Source organism: uncultured Gemella sp. (genome assembly GCF_963525165.1).
Lineage (GTDB): Bacteria > Bacillota > Bacilli > Staphylococcales > Gemellaceae > Gemella.
The window spans coordinates 23,071-38,425 of record NZ_CAURJN010000009.1 but is presented as its reverse complement, the minus strand read 5'-3'; the positions used below and the strand labels follow the sequence as shown (position 1 = coordinate 38,425).

The following is a 15,355-nucleotide window of genomic DNA, read 5'->3' as shown; positions in this document are numbered from 1 at the left end:
TTATAATAAAATATTATTAATTATTTTAAAAAATTTCAGGTGAAGCTTTTAAAAAAATAGAAAAAAACACTTTCAAATTGACTATTCATGTGATATAATTATGAAAGTTTGAATATAAAAAAAGGAGAAAAAGAATGGCAGAAAAAACAAGAGTAAAACCAATTCTAGATGTTCATGAAAAGCCTAACTTAGCTCTATGGGTAACGTTAAGCTTACAACATTTATTCGCAATGTTTGGAGCAACGGTGTTAGTACCGATTTTAACAGGATTACCAGCAAGTACTGCTTTAACAACATCAGGTATTGGAACACTTACGTATTTATTAATAACTAGAGGTAAAATTCCTGCGTATTTAGGATCTTCATTTGCCTTCATTAATCCGATTATTGTGCTTTCAACTACTCACAGCGTTGAAACAGCAATGCTTGGTGCATTTTTAGCCAGCTTAGTTTATGGTGTTGTAGCGATGTTAATTTATAAATTTGGAGTAAATTGGTTATTGAAACTTTTACCACCAGTTGTAGTTGGACCTATTATTATTGTTATTGGACTTGGAATTGCTCCTACAGCAATCAGTATGGCGATGTATAAAACAGTAGATGGTGCTAAAGTTTATGACTTAAAATACTTCTTAGTAGCTCTTATCACATTAGCAGCAACAATCTTCTGTTGTGTAGCTTTAAGAGGATTTGCGAAACAAATTCCAGTATTATTAGGAATTGTGTTTGGATATATTGTTGCAGTGATTGCAGGATTAGTTGATTTCCAACCAGTTATCGATGCTCCTTGGTTTAGCTTACCGAAGTTCACTATTCCGTTTGTAACATATGCACCAGAGTGGAATGTTGCAGCATTAGCAATGGTACCTATTGCTATAGTAACTATTAATGAACACATCGGTCACCAAATGGTATTATCTGAAGTGGTAGGAAGAAACTTCTTAAAAGATCCAGGACTACACCGTTCGATTTTAGCTGATGGAACAGCGATGATGTTTGCATCACTTTTAGGTGGACCACCAAGTACAACATATGGTGAAAACATTGGGGTTCTTGCTATTACACGTATCTTCTCTGTATTCGTATTAGGAGGAGCAGCTGTATTTGCACTTATCTTAAGTTTTGTAGGTAAGTTCTCAGCTCTAATCTCTACGATTCCATCACCAGTTATGGGTGGTGTATCTATCTTACTATTCGGTATAATCGCATCAAGTGGACTAAGAATGTTAGTAGATGAAAAAGTAGACCTAAGTATCAATAGAAACTTAGTAATTTCATCAGTAATCATTGTTTTAGGTGTTGGTGGAGCAATGCTAAAATTCGAAAGCATTAACTTCGAACTTCCAGCAATGGCTCTTGCAGCTATCAGTGGTGTGTTATTAAATGCATTCTTACCAAAAGAAGATAAAAAATAGAAATTAATTAAATAGTCAGTAACTTGTATTAATAAGTTACTGACTATTTTTTGTATAAAACAATATTTTAAATTAACATGTAGATTATATTTATAATAGTAAAGTATATTTCTAAGTAGAAATTATGATATTTTAATCTCTTATTTCTAGTAGTTTTGAAAAACTAGGTAAATTTCTAATATTTTTATTAAATAACCAAAATAGAAATATACTAAAAATTAATAAAGAAGTAATAATTATAATAGTTTTAATACTATATTTTATACTTAATACTCCTGCCAATAAAGCTCCTAGCGGGCTAAATGCTATAGATAAACCAATCATAGTGGACATAGCGACATCTAATTTATCTTTACTTATGATACATTGAATCATTGTTTGAGAATATGTGTTTAAAATCCCAATCAATATCCAGCCAAAAAGAAATAATGAAAAATTGATAATTTTGTTTGTAATAGAATTATTGTTAAGTATGCTAAGTGCTCCCCAAGAAAGACCGATGCCTAGTGTAAATGTAGTGTATAAAACGCTCAATCTTATATTTTTTAATATTTGGCTGTTAGAAAGAAAGGCTCCTATTAGGATACCAAGACCTGATGCACTAAGTAAAATTCCATAAAAATAACTAGTTTCTGAATACTCAGGAAGTAGTGTTAGTAACGAACTGGTAGAAAAATTAATTATTATAATTCCAATTAATAATGGTTTTAATAATGGTGTATTCCAAATTTTTATACCGCTACTTAATTTAGAAAAGTAGTTTTCTTGAACAGAATTAGTATTTTTAGATAAATCATTTGATAGGAATATGAATATAGTGCTATTAATAAAAAATGTAATGCTATTTATGATGAACGCATATATTGTCCCAAAAACTGTTATAATAAATCCGCCTATTGAATTAAAGAATGCATCACTACCTTGATAAGCTATAGAAAATAATGAATTTGCTTTTACCAAATCTTCTTGTTTAACTATTTTTGGAAGTAAGGCAAGTTGAATAGGATAAACTATTTGATTAATGAAACTAATGCAAACGATAAAAATTATTAGCATAGTAATCTGTAGCTTATTTACGTAGATTAGATACGTAATAGCGAGTAATATTATAGCTTGAAATAACTGTGAAATAATTAAAAACTTCTTCACATTAAATTTACTGATTAGCGGCGAGATAAATATTTGCAATATAGCGGTAAATGAAATTAGAAAAAAAGTAATACCACTATAAAAGGTAGATTTAGTTAATGTGTAAATTAATGTTAGAGTAGCTATTGAATATATGCTATCACCAAAATTAGTGATTAATCTACCGAATAGTAAAATTGAAAAGTTTTTATTTTTAAACATAGAGTTCACATCCTTTTTAAAAATTTTAACGATAAAAAATATTTGACAGTTTATGTATTATTTTACAGCTCTTAATGAGCTGTTGAAATAATACTAATACTAACACTATTTTTATTATCTGAGGAGAATTTCTTTTCTAGTTTTTTAACTTCATTCCAAAAATTTTCCATGTCTTCTTTATTTATATTAAAATTAACTGAAGTATTGTTAAATAAGTCGTTAAAGATACTAGGTGAAGGTACGAATGCTTGTGCAGTCGGTAAATAATATTTTTGGGTTATACCATTTATTGTATCTGTATCAACTACTTCGATAAAATTATTTTCCTCTAGAATATTAAGGTGATAGTGTATTTTAGTTCTATTAATTTTTAATAGTTTAGCAAGTTCTTTTGAGTTTTTCTTTTCTGTACCGAGTGTAGTAAGAATACTTATTCTTAGAGGATCAGAAATGACCTTTAGTTTCTCGATATCTGTTATATATTGTATATCTTTAATGATAATCATCCCTTTCTTACTAATATTATATAACTAATGCTCTCGACTGTCAATTAATTTTGAACGTTATAATTATATTTTTTATGACTTTTGTAAATTTAATGAAGTTTAGTCAAACAATAGTTTGACTACCTCTTTTATATTTGATATAATTTACTAGGTATATTAGTTAGTAAGAACTTACTAAAACTACAAGAAGAAATAAAAATTAAGGAGAATGAAATTGAAAAAACTATCAGCAATTTTATTAGGTTTGCTAGGTGTAGTTACGTTATCTGGATGTTCAGCGTATGATAGATCTGGAACGTTTTATGAAACATTCGTAAAACCGATGGACATATTCTTAGCAAAAATTTATGAGTATACTGGAAGTTGGGGTTGGTCAATTGTAATTATTACATTAATTATTAGATTACTAGTACTTCCATTCATGCTACATAACTATAAAGTACAAAATAAAGCAAGAAAAGGACAAGAATTAGCTCGTCCAGAGTTAGAAGTTGTACAGAAAAAACAACAAGCTGCTAAAGAAAAAGAAGCTAGAGCTATCTCTAACGAAGAAAAAATGCAAGCACGTAGTGAACTTATGGAACTACAAAGAGAACAAATGGCTATCATGAAAAAATATGATGCGATGCCTATAAGTTTAGGTGGTTGCTTACCAATTCTTATTCCTTGGCCGTTTTTAATGGCAATATTCTATACATTGACAAATCCATTATACTCAGCAGGAATCATTGATTCAACATTCCTAGGAGTATTTAGTCTTGGTACACGTTCATATACATTACCAATAATCGCGTTTATAGTTTATGCTATTCAAACAAAATTAAGTATGAAAATGATGCCACAAACGGTGCAACCTGGGCAACCTGGAGCTGAACAAATGCAAATGATACAATGGATATCACCTGTAATGATTGCAGGTTTCTCATTCATCGTAGCTGGAGCAGTAGCCGTGTATTATATCGTTGGGGGATTATTCATGATATTCCAAACATACCTAGGACACGCATTATACCCACCATATAAACCAGAAAAACAAAAGAAACAAGCTTTTGATCCAGAAAAAGTTACATTAGTTTCTAACAAGAAAAAACGTAAATAGTTGAATAAATGGTTTTGCGCCAATTAAAAAATCTATATGAATACTCATAGACGCAGTGGTTTATTGATATCTAAATTCGCTTTATAAAAGCTCTTTAGATATCTAATAAACTGTGCGGGGGTGACTCTAAAAAATCGCATTTCTATGGCATCGCGATTTTAGAGTTACTCCCATTTTTTTCAAAAAAAAGTAAGAAAAGTTATCAATATAGTTGACGTTAGGGTATATATGTGTTAGAATTGTATTGTTGTGTAGCTCCTAAATAGCTACTACAACCGCACGTATAAGGTAAACAAGTGAGAAATCCACCTTATATGGCGAGTCTTAGTAAAAAATATTTAAGGAGGTGCAGATATGTACGCAGTAATTAAAACAGGTGGGAAACAACTACGTGTTGAAGAAGGACAAACAATCTTAGTTGAGAAGTTAGCAGCTGAAGTGGATTCTACAGTTACTTTTGACGAAGTAGTATTAGTAGGTGGAGAAACTACAAAAGTTGGTGCTCCTTTAGTAGCTGGTGCGACAGTAACAGCTAAAGTAGTTGCTCAAGGTAAAGGTAAAAAAATCACAGTATTTAAATACAAACCTAAAAAGAACAATCACCGTAAATTAGGTCATCGTCAACCTTTCACTAAATTAGTAGTTGAAAAAATTAACGCTTAATTATGATTAAGGTGGAAATCGTAAAAGAAGTTGAAGTTATTAGACAAGTAACAGTTGATGGACATGCTGACTATGCTGAACACGGTTCTGATATAGTTTGTGCAGGTGTTTCTGCTGTCGTATTCGGTTTAATAAATGCAGTAGATGAACTAGATGAAGATGTACAGTTTGACATTTCGTCTAACGAAGATGTGACTGGACATTTAACATATAGATCGTTAAAATCTACAGATAAAGAGCAACTTCTACTAAATGCAATGCTAGTTGCATTAAAAACAATTGAAGAAAATTATTCAGATTATATAACTATTGAAGTAAGAGAGGTGAAATAGACATGATGTTACAATTAAATTTACAATTCTTCGCATCTAAAAAAGGGGTAGGTTCTACTAAAAATGGACGTGACTCTGAATCAAAACGTTTAGGTGCTAAAAGAGCTGATGGTCAGTACGTAACTGCAGGTTCTATCTTATACAGACAACGTGGAACAAAAATTTGGCCAGGAACTAACGTAGGAAAAGGTGGAGATGATACACTATTCTCACTAGTTGATGGAGTTGTACGTTTCGAAAGATACGGACGTAGCCGTAAAAAAGTTTCTGTTTATCCACAAGCTTAATAAGCATAATAAAAAGAGGTATTTACTTTATGTAGATGCCTTTTTTATTTTGTTAAAATATTAGTGTTTTATAGTTAAAGTATAAAGTAATTAAAGTAAATATTTGTAATAATATTTTAATATTTCTTGTTTCAGATTTTGGTTGTACTTTTAAAATTTATATGGTAAAATTTACTTGTGTGTTATATGATACACGCAACATATACTAGGAGGACAAAAAAGTGTCAGCACTTTGGCAAGAAATTTTATTTTCTTTTTTAGGAGGTCTTGGATTATTCCTATTCAGTATTAAATACATGGGAGACGGACTTCAATTAATAGCCGGGGAGAAAATGCGATATGTTTTAGATAAATATACATCTAAACCGCTTATGGCAGTTTTAGCCGGGATAATAGTTACGATACTTATTCAGTCGAGTACAGGAACGATCGTAATTACTATAAGTTTGGTAGGAGCAGGATTATTAAAAACTAGACAAGCAATAGCTATAGTGATGGGTTCAAATATTGGGACTACGTTAACTTCATTCATTATTGGTTTTAATATTTCTAAATATGCACTTCCTTTGATATTCTTAGGAGCAGCGTTTTTATTCTTTACTCGTGCTAAAATAGTAAATAATATCGGACGTGTAATATTTGGTTTCGGTGGGATTTTCTACGCTTTAAAAATGATGTCTACAGCTATGGGACCGATGAGAGATATGTCGTGGTTCCAGAACGTATTAGCGCATATTAATGATAGTGCGGTAGTAGGGGTAGGAGTAGGTACATTTCTAACAGTACTTATTCAATCTTCAGCAGCAACTATAGCTATTTTACAAAACTTGTATGCAGATGGTGCTTTAAGTTTACAAGGGGCATTACCAGTATTATTTGGAGACAATATCGGAACAGCGATTACAACAGCTGCATTAGCTATGGTAGGTAGTAATATTGCAGCAAAACGTGTAGCTGCCTCTCACGTATTATTTAATGTTATTGGTACGATAATCTGCTTAATAGCATTAGTTCCTTATGGAGCATTCATTCAATTTTTAGAAACAACGCTAGGTTTAGAGCCGAAAATGACTATTGCATCAGCACATGGTACATTTAATATTTTAAATACATTCCTTCAATTTCCATTTATTAGTCTATTAGTGGTTATTGTAACAAAAATTATTCCAGGTGAAGATGAGCAAATTAAATATAGTGCACAATATCTTGATAAATCACTTATTGCAAGCGCACCTGCAGTTGCACTAGGGCAAGTTCAAAAAGAATTTGTAGAGATGCTAATTTTATCTAAGAAAAGTTTACGAAACTCTGTAGAGTACTTTATGAATCGTGATGAACAATTACGAGAAAAAGGGGAAACTTACGAAGATGCAATAAATAATTTTGATGAACAAATGACAGATTACTTAACTCTGTTATTCAGAGAAAAATTAAGTCCTAAAGAAGGGTTAATAGCTTCAACATTACTAGATGGTACTCGTGATGTTGAAAGAATTGGGGATCACGCTAGAGATATAGTATTATCAGTAGATTACCAAATTAGAAAAAAATTGAAATTTTCGGATACGGCAAAAGCAGAAGTACAGGAAATGTATGATCTTTGTAATGATGTAATTTTAAAAACTATAAAATCGTTAGAGGAGAACAACATAGCTTTGGCGGGGGCAGCATTAGCAGCCTGCGAAAATATTTATGCACTTGAAAAAAATGCACGTAAAAATCATACTCAACGTATGAAAGATGGAATTTGTGAGATTCCGGCTGGCGTAGTGTATATGGATCTTATTCAGCATTTTACGCGTGTATGCGAACACACTAGAAATATTCTAGAAAAAGAGATACAAGGTAATTTATAATTATGTCAAATAAACAAAAAATATATATTATATTATTTGTTATTATGTTGTTAATAATATTAGTTTTATATAAACTATATCAATTACAATTAGTTTAGAAATTAATAAACGAAAATATAGAGAAATCAAAGTTATTTCTACTATGTTTTCGTTTTTTTTCTTTGTAAATACTAGTATTCGTGATATAATAAGGTAGTCGATTTATATAAAGTTTAAGAAAATATTGAAAGGAAATAAACATGTTTCAAGATAAAAAAGTTTATACAACACAATGGGCTGGAAAAACATTAACAGTTGAACTAGGTGAAATGGCTCGCCAAGCTAACGCAGCAGTAGTAGTAAAATACGGAGATACTGTTGTATTAACGACAGCTGTTGCTTCAAAAGAAGCAAAAGATGTTGATTTCTTCCCATTAACAGTTAACTATGAAGAAAAAATGTATGCAGTAGGGAAAATTCCAGGAGGATTTTTACGTAGAGAAGGTCGTCCAGGAACAGAAGCGACTCTTGCTGCACGTTTAATCGATAGACCGATTAGACCATTATTTGAAGATGGATTTAGAAACGAAGTACAAGTTATTTCAACTGTATTATCAGTAGAGTATGATTGTGATCCAGTAATGGCAGCAATGCTAGGAAGTTCACTTTCACTATCAGTATCAAATATTCCATTTAAAGGACCTATCGCTGGAGTAACAGTTGGGTATGTAGATGGAGAATATGTAATTAATCCAACGGTTGAGCAAATGGAACGTTCTACAGTTGATTTAAAAGTAGCTGGAACAAGTGATGCTATTAATATGGTTGAAGCAGGAGCTAAAGAAGTATCTGAAGAGATTATGTTAAATGCTATAATGTTTGGGCATGAAGAAATCAAACGTTTAATCGAGTTCCAACAACAAATCGTTAACGAAATTGGACAAGAGAAAATGGCAGTTGAGTTAAAAGTTATTGATGAGACTATTTACAATGAAGTACTATCAATGGCATTAGCTCAAATGAAAGAAGCAATTGCTATTAAAGATAAACAAGCACGTGACGAAGCTATTTCTGCTGTTAAAGAAAAAGTTCTTGAAGTATTCGAAGAACGCGTAACAGCTGAAGATGAGATAGATATTGTTAAAGAAGCAAAATTATCATTAGATAAAATCGTAAAAGATGAGGTTCGTCGTGAAATCACTGAAGATAAAGTTAGACCTGATGGACGTGCATTAACAGAAATTAGACCTTTAGCATCTAGAGTGGATGTATTACCAAGAACACACGGGTCTGCATTATTTACTCGTGGTCAAACTCAGTCTCTAGGTGTTGTAACATTAGGTAACTTATCAGATGAACAAATCATTGATGATTTAACTCAAGAAGAAAACAAGAGATTTATGTTACACTATAACTTCCCAGCATTCTCAGTTGGTGAAGTAGGATTCAGTCGTGCTCCAGGACGTCGTGAAATTGGTCACGGAGCTTTGGGAGAACGTGCATTAGCTCAGGTTATTCCTTCTAAAGAAGATTTCCCATATACGATTCGTATCGTGTCAGAAATCTTAGAATCTAACGGTTCAAGTTCTCAAGCGACAATCTGTTCTGGATCTATGGCTCTTATGGCAGCTGGAGTTCCGATTAAAGCTCAGGTAGCTGGTATTGCAATGGGATTAGTTAAAAAAGATGAACACTACACTATTTTAACTGATATTCAAGGTATGGAAGATCACCTTGGTGATATGGACTTTAAAGTAGCTGGTACTGCTGAAGGTATCACTGCGCTTCAAATGGATATCAAAATTGATGGTTTAAGTGAGCAAATCTTAAAAGAATCATTAGAACAAGCACGTGTGGGTAGATTACAAATTCTAGATCACATGAACAGCGTTATCGCTGAACCTCGTCAAGAAGTTTCTACATTTGCACCGAAAATTAAAGTTATTAAAATTAAACCTGAAAAAATTAAAGATGTTATTGGTTCAGGTGGTAAAGTTATCAATGAAATCATTGAAAAAACTGGTGTTAAAATTGATATTGAACAAAATGGTGATGTATTCATTTCTTCACCAGAAATTGAAGGAATTAATAAAGCAATTGAAATTATCGAAAATATTACTCGTGAAGCAGAAGTTGGTGAAATCTACTTAGCTGAAGTTAAACGTATTGAAAAATTCGGTGCTTTCGTTGAATTATTCCCAGGAGTTGATGCTCTAGTTCATATTTCTAAATTAGCTGAAGAAAGAGTAAATAAAGTTGAAGATGTTGTAAAAGTTGGAGACACTCTGAAAGTTAAAGTAATTAAAATTGATGAGAAAGGTCGAGTAGACGCAGCAGCTCATTTCTAGGAGAAATTTATGGAGTTATTTGAAAAAGAAAGACGTGGAATATATGTCTATTTTAAAAGTTTTAAAGACTTAAATAAATTGGAAAAATATGGGAACTTTATTTCTTATTCTAAAAGAGGAAGATACGCCTGTATATATGTTGATGAAAACAGATTAGGTAGTATAGTAGAAGAACTTAAGAAAAAGAAATTTGTAAAAAAAGTAGAATTATCAGGAATGTCTGACTTACATTTAAGTTTTGAGCATTTAGATAAAGATTTATAAACAAAATAAAAATATTAAAATAAGGGGGAAGTGTAAGCCATATTCTCCCTTATTTTAAAGATAACATTAATAAATACAGCATATTAGATATTTATTGCGAGGAAACATGAGAGTTATAGCAGGAAAATACAGATCTATAAAATTAAATGCTGTTGAAGGAATGAATACAAGACCGACAACAGATAAAATTAAAGAAAATTTATTCAATATGATAGATTGCTATGATTGTAAAGTATTAGACCTTTTTGGTGGAACAGGTGGCTTAGGAATAGAAGCATTAAGTCGTGGAGCGAAGCACACAACTTTTATTGATGGAAGTAATAATGCAATAAAGGTCATTAAAAGTAATATTGAAAAATGTAGAATAGATGCTACAGATTATTCTTTATATAGGAATGATTTCAAACGAGCATTGAAAATTTTCGGGAAAAAAGAAGAAAAATTTGATATTATTTTCCTAGATCCACCGTATGATAAAGGTTTAATAGACGAAGCATTACAATGTATTTTAGATAATAAACTATGTAATGATGAGGCGTTAGTTATTTGTGAAAAAAGCAATACAGAAAAAATCACTATTACTGATGAAAGACTTGAAGTGATAAAAGAAAAAGAGTATGGAATAACAGATATAGTAATCTTTGAATATATGGAGAAATAAAAATGAAACGAAAAATAGCGATTGTACCAGGTAGTTTTGATCCTATTACTTATGGACATATAGATATTATAAAACGTAGTTCAGAGTTATTTGATGAGATTATAGTAGCTATCTTGGTAAATCCTGACAAGAAATATTTATTTTCACTTGATGAAAGAGTGGAGATGATTGAAGAAACAATAAAAGATATTCCAAATGTTAGAGTGGATGCATTCTCAGGCTTATTAGTAAATTATGCAAAGAAGGTTGGTTCAAGTGTCATAGTTAGAGGTCTAAGAGCCGTATCCGACTTTGAATATGAGATGCAATTAACATTTATGAACAAAGCTTTGGATGAAGGAATTGAGACATTTTATATGATGGCTAATAAACAATATTCATTTATTAGTTCTAGTATTGTTAAAGGTGTTTCAGGTTTCGGAGCAGATTTATCTAAGTTTGTTCCTAAAAATGTAGAAGAGCGTTTGGAAATAAAGATGAAAGAGAGAGGATAAAGGTGAAAAAAATCCTATTTACTGGAGGTGGCTCGGCAGGTCATGTATCTGTAAATGTGGCTTTAATTCCAGAATTTAAAAAAAATGGGTATGAAATCTCTTATATCGGTAGTAAAACTGGTATAGAAAATGAGATGATAGGAAAGATTCCAGAAGTAAAATATTACAAAATAAGTTCAGGTAAATTAAGAAGATATTTTTCTTGGGAGAATTTTATAGATCCATTCAAAGTAATGAAAGGAATTGTAGATTCTTTATTAATATTAAAAAAAGAGAAACCAAATTTTGTTTTTTCAAAAGGTGGATTTGTTAGTGTTCCGGTTTGTGTGGCAGCTAAGCTACTAAGAATTCCAGTAGTCTTACATGAATCAGATTTAACTCCGGGACTTGCTAATAAAATTAATATTAAGTTCTGCAATCATATCTTTACAACTTTTGAAGATACGCAGAGGTTTTTACCGAAAAATAAGGCTAGTTTAATTGGTGCTATTGTAAGAGATGATATTTATACAGGAGATAGTCAAAAAGCTTATGAATTAACAGGTTTTAAAGAAGATAGACCTGTGTTATTAGTAATGGGTGGATCTCTAGGATCAAAAATTTTAAACGATTATATTTGGGATAATATTGATCAACTTACTGAAAAATATCAAATCGTTCACCTAGTTGGAAAAGGGCTATTAGATAACAATATAGATAAAGAAGGGTATAAACAATTCGAATTTTTATCAAAAGAATTGTTTGACGTACTAAAAATTACCGATTTTGTTATTTCAAGAGCTGGTGCAAATTCAATATATGAATTTTTAGCGTTGGAATTACCTCCGATTCTTGTTCCACTTGGAACTAATCAAAGTAGAGGAGATCAAATTGAAAATGCTAGATTCTTCGAAAAAAATGGATTTGCAAAAGTGGTTGTAGAAGAGGACTTCGCAACACTTCCTATTTCACAAATTGACGAATTTTATAATAATCTTGAAAATTATAAATATTCTATGCAAGTTTATAAAAATGAAAAACGTGTTATTAATGATGTAACAGATTTTTATAATAAGATATTAGAAAAAGTAGGAGGTGAAAAATAGGATGAAGAAATTGAGCGTACTTACGTATTTGAAGATATTAGTTTTCATAGTGTTAGCAGTTGTAGCAATAAAATTTCCAAATAATGATTTTGATAGAGTAATTGCTGATTTACTTGAAATAAAAGCTTTGGCGCAAATAGCTAAAATAATATCACTTGTTTTTAATGATAAGTTATTATTATTAATAATGATTTTATTAACAGGATTTTTAGTTTGGATAAAAGAGCTTAAGAAAGCTGTATTTATATTCTTTAGTGCAGGTTTCGGAGGATTCTTCTTAGCAGCATTCAAATATAGTATTCAAAGGGTTAGACCATTACCAGAACTTCATGATGGTTTTAGTTTCCCTAGTGGTCACTCTACTTTTGTAGCATTATTTTTCTTAGCATTACTTTTTGTAATTAATAAAAAAGAAATACTAACTGTAATTGCTACCTTTGCAATTATTGCAGTGCCAATTTCAAGAATGATTCTAGGTGCACATTTTATTAGTGATGTAACAGCGGGATTATTACTTGGAAGTATCATAGTTGATTTTATGAAAGTTTATTATGAAAATATCTATAATATATTAATGAGGGTATTAGGAAAGACAAATGAATAAATTTAAAAATAAAGAGGGGATAGTTGCACTTTGTTTAGCAATTGTACATTTTGCTCTATGGTATTACTTTGCTTATATTAAATTTGATGTAAATAATGTAAAATCATATAAGTATGTGTTAGGACTTCCCGAATGGTTTTTCTATAGTTCTATAGTAGTTAGTGTTTTGGTAATCATTTTAGTTATTATTTTAACAAATCTTTTACTAAATGATGAGATAAAAGAGGAGGAAAATAATGACAAATAATTTAGATTATAGAATATTAATTCTCTTTGTAACTATATTTTTAGGAATAATACTATTACCATTATTTATGAATTGTATTAGTAAAACAGAACAACATGGTGGTTTCTTTGAAAAATATTATTTAGCAGATAGAAAGGTAAGTGGTATTGTCTTAGCGATAACATTAATGTCTACTTATGGATCTGCTTCTACGTTTTTAGGAGGACCTGGTGTTGCTTATAAACTTGGTTATGGTTGGGTATTACTTGCTGTAATTCAAGTGGTAACAGGTTATTTCGTACTATTAGTTTTAGCTAAAAAGTTTAAAACAGCCGCACAAAAAATAAATGCAATAACTATAAGTGATTATTTAAAAAATAGATATGAATCTAAAGTAGTAGCTTTCATATCAACACTTGCTATGATTGTATTTTTAATTGCTGCGATGAGCGCCCAATGGGTAGGTGGAGCTAAGTTATTAGCAGCCTTCATGGGAATTGAGTATAAGACTGGTATTGTTCTTATCTCGGTAATTATTATATTCTGTGTAGTATTTGGTGGACTAAAAAATATACTAATAACAGATATGATTCAGGGATTAATAATGATTTTTTCTACGATAATTTTACTAATTGCAGTAATTAATTATGGTGGAGGTATTGATCAAATTACAGCCAACTTGTTCAACATAAATGAAAAAATACTAACTCCGTTTGGGGCAAATGGTAGTTTAACACCAAGCTATGTTAGTTCATTTTGGGTATTAGTCGGAGTAGGGGTTATTGGTATTCCACAAATTGCCATTAACTCGATGTTATATAAAAATAAACGTAGCTTAAAACAGTCTATAATTGTTGGATCAATTGTTATCTTTATAGTAATGTTTGGAGTTCATTTAATAGGAGTTATGGCAAGGGGAGTATTCCCAGATATTAAGGATTATGATTCAGTTATTCCGATAATAACGTTAAAAGTACTTCCTTGGTATTTAGCAGCGCTAGTTCTTGCAGCACCAATGGCAGCAATCATAACTACAGTAAATGCTCAATTCTTATTAATTTCATCTGCATTAATAAAGGATTTACTATTTAATAATAAATCCATTAAAGAAAAAATTACAGGTAAGAAAGTTCCTATCTTTGTATATGGTGTTAATATTCTTGTGATTCTATTGATAATGTTACTAAGTATGAGACCACCTAGTTTAATAGTAAATGTTAATCTATTTGCATTTGGAGGATTAGAAGCGACTTTTCTATGGCCAATTTTATTAGGATTGTATTGGAAAAAGGCTGAAAAATATGGAGCACTTAGTTCTATAGTTTTAGGATTAGTAAGTTATATACTTATAAAAACTGTATATGTGATTAAATTTATAGAACCAGTAGTGATTTCATTATCAATATCTTTAGTAGCTTTTGTAATAGTTTCATTATTAATGAGTAAAAAACAATTGAAAAAATAGTTATATTGTAATAAAATAAAAAATAAAGAGTAAGGAGGAATAAAAATGTCAAAAAAAGTTATAGTTAAACATACAGATGCTGAGAAATTCACTGTTAGTAATATGCTAACTGTGGGGAAAGAATATGAAGTAGTGAATGAAACAGAAGAATACATATTTGTAGTAGATAACAGTGGAAAAGTTGGCGGATACTACCACGATTATTTTGAAGAAGTAAAGTAATTCAAGGGGCAAAATAATGAAAAAAAATACTATAAAGAATACAGTGCTAGTTGTATTATTTATAATACTAGCGCCGCTTATTTTAGTAGGAGTTACTGCATTAGGAAATTCTCTTGGAGGAAAATCAAAAGATAAGGTAGTTCAAACAACAGAACAAACTGCAAAGGTTCCAGAAGAGACAAAAGCAGAAACTAATAAAGATATACCAAAAGCTAATGATTCAAAAGTAACTGAAGAAAATACTAATAAAAAAGAAACGTCAGCTAGTGAATCAAAAAATAGTGAATCAACAGGAGTAGTTAGTGCAACCCCTGTTGCAGGTCAAGATTATATTATAAAATCTGGAGATACTTTATTTACTATTGCTTCAAAAGCTTATGGAGAAGTTAATTCTCAAAGTGGTGTAGAAAAAATTAAAGAGGCAAATAATATTAGTAACAATAATATTGCAGCTGGACAAAAAATTCAAATACCGAAAATATAAAAAGAAATCATCTCA

General features: G+C 30.6%; 18 protein-coding genes and 1 other annotated feature. Of the genes, 16 read left to right on the top strand and 2 right to left on the bottom strand.

The annotated features are described in order from the left end of the window. Nucleotides 1-134: 134 nt before the first annotated feature. Complete coding sequence (locus RWQ74_RS03035) at nt 135-1,415, top strand: solute carrier family 23 protein (RefSeq protein WP_060914076.1); 1,281 nt, start codon at nt 135-137, stop codon at nt 1,413-1,415. A 132-nt stretch (nt 1,416-1,547) separates the two neighbouring features. Here the strand turns inward: RWQ74_RS03035 and RWQ74_RS03030 are convergent, their stop codons facing one another. Both RWQ74_RS03030 and RWQ74_RS03025 read right to left on the bottom strand, forming a co-directional pair. Continuing rightward, nucleotides 1,548-2,765, bottom strand: a complete 1,218-nt coding sequence (locus RWQ74_RS03030; RefSeq protein WP_314396676.1) for an MFS transporter — start codon at nt 2,763-2,765, stop codon at nt 1,548-1,550. Nucleotides 2,766-2,836: 71 nt separating this feature from the next. Continuing rightward, nucleotides 2,837-3,271, bottom strand: a complete 435-nt coding sequence (locus RWQ74_RS03025) for a helix-turn-helix domain-containing protein (protein ID WP_314396674.1) — start codon at nt 3,269-3,271, stop codon at nt 2,837-2,839. Between the two features lie 208 nt (nt 3,272-3,479). On the opposite strand from RWQ74_RS03025, the gene RWQ74_RS03020 reads away from it, so the two are divergent. From RWQ74_RS03020 to RWQ74_RS02950, 15 genes are all read left to right on the top strand, one after another. After that, nucleotides 3,480-4,370: a membrane protein insertase YidC gene (locus RWQ74_RS03020; RefSeq protein ID WP_314396672.1), complete on the top strand. Its 891-nt coding sequence runs from the start codon at nt 3,480-3,482 to the stop codon at nt 4,368-4,370. A 263-nt stretch (nt 4,371-4,633) separates the two neighbouring features. Beyond that, nucleotides 4,634-4,705, top strand: a sequence feature (ribosomal protein L21 leader region). Between the two features lie 19 nt (nt 4,706-4,724). After that, on the top strand, nt 4,725-5,033 hold the full coding sequence (gene rplU / locus RWQ74_RS03015) for a 50S ribosomal protein L21 (RefSeq protein WP_003144981.1): 309 nt from the start codon (nt 4,725-4,727) through the stop codon (nt 5,031-5,033). A gap of 2 nt (nt 5,034-5,035) precedes the next feature. Further along, nucleotides 5,036-5,365, top strand: coding sequence for a ribosomal-processing cysteine protease Prp (locus RWQ74_RS03010; protein ID WP_314160904.1), 330 nt, complete (start codon nt 5,036-5,038; stop codon nt 5,363-5,365). A 5-nt stretch (nt 5,366-5,370) separates the two neighbouring features. After that, nucleotides 5,371-5,652 carry a 50S ribosomal protein L27 gene (rpmA, locus tag RWQ74_RS03005; RefSeq protein ID WP_003145565.1) on the top strand — a complete coding sequence of 94 codons (282 nt, stop codon included), beginning with the start codon at nt 5,371-5,373 and terminating at the stop codon, nt 5,650-5,652. Between the two features lie 221 nt (nt 5,653-5,873). Continuing rightward, on the top strand, nt 5,874-7,508 hold the full coding sequence (locus RWQ74_RS03000; RefSeq protein ID WP_314396671.1) for a Na/Pi cotransporter family protein: 1,635 nt from the start codon (nt 5,874-5,876) through the stop codon (nt 7,506-7,508). Between the two features lie 239 nt (nt 7,509-7,747). Beyond that, nucleotides 7,748-9,835 carry a polyribonucleotide nucleotidyltransferase gene (pnp, locus tag RWQ74_RS02995; protein WP_314396668.1) on the top strand — a complete coding sequence of 696 codons (2,088 nt, stop codon included), beginning with the start codon at nt 7,748-7,750 and terminating at the stop codon, nt 9,833-9,835. 9 nt (nt 9,836-9,844) lie between these two features. Next, nucleotides 9,845-10,099 carry a DUF2129 domain-containing protein gene (locus tag RWQ74_RS02990; RefSeq protein ID WP_314396666.1) on the top strand — a complete coding sequence of 85 codons (255 nt, stop codon included), beginning with the start codon at nt 9,845-9,847 and terminating at the stop codon, nt 10,097-10,099. A 106-nt stretch (nt 10,100-10,205) separates the two neighbouring features. Beyond that, entirely contained in the window at nt 10,206-10,760 is a 555-nt protein-coding gene (gene rsmD / locus RWQ74_RS02985; RefSeq protein ID WP_314396665.1) for a 16S rRNA (guanine(966)-N(2))-methyltransferase RsmD, read from the top strand. A 2-nt stretch (nt 10,761-10,762) separates the two neighbouring features. Next, on the top strand, nt 10,763-11,254 hold the full coding sequence (gene coaD, locus RWQ74_RS02980) for a pantetheine-phosphate adenylyltransferase (RefSeq protein ID WP_314396662.1): 492 nt from the start codon (nt 10,763-10,765) through the stop codon (nt 11,252-11,254). A gap of 2 nt (nt 11,255-11,256) precedes the next feature. Further along, the gene (locus tag RWQ74_RS02975; RefSeq protein WP_314396660.1) at nt 11,257-12,339 is read left to right on the top strand and encodes an undecaprenyldiphospho-muramoylpentapeptide beta-N-acetylglucosaminyltransferase; all 1,083 of its coding nucleotides are present in this window, start codon (nt 11,257-11,259) and stop codon (nt 12,337-12,339) included. Between the two features lies 1 nt (nt 12,340). Continuing rightward, complete coding sequence (locus tag RWQ74_RS02970; protein WP_314396658.1) at nt 12,341-12,943, top strand: phosphatase PAP2 family protein; 603 nt, start codon at nt 12,341-12,343, stop codon at nt 12,941-12,943. Continuing rightward, nucleotides 12,936-13,190: a DUF997 family protein gene (locus RWQ74_RS02965; protein WP_314396656.1), complete on the top strand. Its 255-nt coding sequence runs from the start codon at nt 12,936-12,938 to the stop codon at nt 13,188-13,190. The genes RWQ74_RS02970 and RWQ74_RS02965 overlap by 8 nt, the downstream gene beginning before the upstream one ends. Then, nucleotides 13,180-14,634: a sodium/pantothenate symporter gene (gene panF, locus RWQ74_RS02960; protein WP_314396653.1), complete on the top strand. Its 1,455-nt coding sequence runs from the start codon at nt 13,180-13,182 to the stop codon at nt 14,632-14,634. Before RWQ74_RS02965 ends, panF begins: the two co-directional genes overlap by 11 nt. A 45-nt stretch (nt 14,635-14,679) precedes the next feature. Further along, nucleotides 14,680-14,856 carry a DUF6501 family protein gene (locus RWQ74_RS02955; protein ID WP_003145576.1) on the top strand — a complete coding sequence of 59 codons (177 nt, stop codon included), beginning with the start codon at nt 14,680-14,682 and terminating at the stop codon, nt 14,854-14,856. Between the two features lie 16 nt (nt 14,857-14,872). After that, a complete protein-coding gene (locus RWQ74_RS02950; protein WP_314396651.1) occupies nt 14,873-15,340 on the top strand; it encodes a LysM peptidoglycan-binding domain-containing protein in 468 nt (155 codons plus the stop codon). Nucleotides 15,341-15,355 lie beyond the last annotated feature (15 nt).